This window comes from Aeromonas molluscorum 848, assembly GCF_000388115.1.
Taxonomy (GTDB): Bacteria; Pseudomonadota; Gammaproteobacteria; order Enterobacterales; family Aeromonadaceae; genus Aeromonas; species Aeromonas molluscorum.
The window spans coordinates 1-2,251 of the sequence record NZ_AQGQ01000273.1 but is presented as its reverse complement, the minus strand read 5'-3'; the positions used below and the strand labels follow the sequence as shown (position 1 = coordinate 2,251).

Annotated in this window: 1 protein-coding gene and 2 pseudogenes; 2 read left to right on the top strand and 1 reads right to left on the bottom strand. The window is 61.4% G+C overall.

Annotated elements, in window-relative coordinates; translation table 11 throughout:
* Together G113_RS19860 and msrB are read left to right on the top strand one after the other, a co-directional pair.
* Positions 1–1,438: glycogen debranching protein (locus G113_RS19860; protein WP_005913283.1), on the top strand; the 1,438-nt coding region annotated here is incomplete at its 5' end.
* A 157-nt stretch (positions 1,439–1,595) separates the two neighbouring features.
* Positions 1,596–1,986, top strand: a pseudogene (gene msrB, locus G113_RS20845) (peptide-methionine (R)-S-oxide reductase MsrB).
* 94 nt (positions 1,987–2,080) lie between these two features.
* Here the strand turns inward: msrB and G113_RS20840 are convergent.
* A pseudogene (locus G113_RS20840) lies at positions 2,081–2,251 on the bottom strand (chromate efflux transporter); the annotation flags it as partial.

The window sequence follows — 2,251 nt, the reverse complement described above, 5'->3', positions numbered from 1 at the left end:
GGTCGCTTTCTTTGCTCCAGAGCCGCGCTACGCGGTGGCGGATGCGGTGACCGAGTTCAAGACCATGGTGCGCGAACTGCACAGGGCCGGCATAGAGGTGATCCTGGACGTGGTTTACAACCACACAGCCGAGTCCGGTTTCGATGGCCCGCTGCTCTCCTTCAAGGGGCTGGACAACAGCGGCTACTACAGCTTTGACCCGGGGGCCCATGGCCCGGATTTCAACCGTTATGCCAATGTCACCGGCTGTGGCAACAGTGTGAACCTGGATCACCCCAACAGCCTGCGGCTGGTGCTCGACGCCCTGCGCTACTGGGTGACCGAGATGCAGGTGGACGGCTTTCGCTTCGATCTGGCGGTCACCTTGGGGCGTGAGGCGGGGGAGTTCGAACCCATGGGGGCCTTTTTCAAGGCGCTGATGGCCGATCCCGTGCTTGCCGGCGTCAAGCTCATCGCCGAGCCTTGGGATATAGGTCCGTTCGGCTACCGGCTCGGCCAGTTCCCGAGCCAGTGGCATGAGATCAACGATCGCTATCGCGACACGGTACGCGCCTTCTGGCGTGGGGATGGCGGTAAGATGGCGGATCTTGCCACCCGGCTGATGGGATCGCGGGATCTCTTCCCCAAAAATTGGCGCTCGCCACATACCAGCATCAACTACCTCTGTTATCACGATGGTTTCACGCTGGAGGATCTGGTCTCCTACAACCAGCGTCACAACCAGGCCAACGGTGAAGACAACCGGGATGGTCACGGCAACAATCTCTCCAACAATCATGGGGTGGAGGGGCCGACCCTGGATCCGCGCATCAGCAATCTGCGACTCCAGCAAAAGCGCAACCTGATAGCCACCCTGCTGCTCTCCCAGGGCACACCGCACTTTCTCGGTGGGGATGAGATGGGACGCAGCCAGCTTGGCAACAACAATGCCTACTGCCAGGACAACCAGATAAGCTGGGTCAACTGGCAGTGGCGGCCGGAGGATGAACGGTTGCTCGCGTTCACCCGGCAGATGGTGGCGCTGCGGGCCAGCTCCGAAGTCTTCTCCAACCTGCGGTTATGTGACGACAACTGGAATGGCGCTCAGGAGCATTGCCATCGCGTCGACTGGTATCACCCGGACGGTCACCTGCTCACGGCTCAGGATTGGCAGGCGCCCATGGGCCAGGCCTTCGCCATGGACATAGGGTCGCTGGATGAGGAGGGGGAGCGTTGGCTGGTGCTGTTCAATGCCAGCGGTTACGACATTCAGTTCCGGCTGCCGCCTCCGGCAGAGGGGATGGAGTGGGTGCAGACCATAGACACGGCCACCAATGATGGCTTGCCCTTCCTGCCTGATGACATCAAGCGTCAGGTGGCCGTGGGCCGGGCGCACTCCCTCAAGCTGCTGGAGCGGGTTCACCCCCCTCTCGATGCTGCGGGTCATCACGCCCCCTGAATCCCGGCTGGCTCTGGCAGATAAGCTGGAACAGTGGTTTTATCTGCCAAGGGGATCACAATCTCGCTTTTTCGGGCATTCAGTGGGGTGGAGTCAAGGGCCATGGCTGGTTATGCTGTGGCCCTGTCTCACAGACCTTGCGCCGTGGAGGCAAGATTTGAGTGCAAATAACCCGGAAAGCTGGCGCCAGACCTTAAGCCCCGAGCAGTTTCATGTCTGCTGGGAGCGGGGTACCGAGCAGCCCTACAGCGGCGCTCTGCTTCACAACCGCAAAAGCGGTGAATACCTCTGCACCTGCTGCAAGCAGGTGCTCTTCCCCTCGAGTGCCAAGTTTGATGCCGGTTGTGGCTGGCCCTCCTTCGATCGTGCCATCGACGGCAGGGTGTATTCTCGCGACGATAACAGTCACGGTATGAAGCGTATCGAGATCAGCTGCGCCTGTTGTGGCTCCCACCTGGGCCATCTCTTCCCTCGATGGGCCGACCGAGACGGGGCAGCGCTACTGCGTCAACAGTCTGAGTCTGGATTTTCAGGCCGACGAGCCCTGAGCTGACACGGGCCAAACTGGGATATCAAAAACGGCGGCGCAGCCTGGCTGCGCCGCCGTTTTTATGGGCTGTGATGATGACCGTACCCGGGAGCTCACGCCAGCAGCAAGCTGCTGGCGAGCAGCAGGGCAGCCAGAGCCAGCACGGGCAGCTTCATCACCCGCAGCAGGAAGAGGCCGGTCGCAGCCAGTGCCAGATCCTTGGGGGCCAGCACGGCACTTTGCCAGACGGGTTGATAGAGGGCGGCGAGCAACAGGCCGACCAC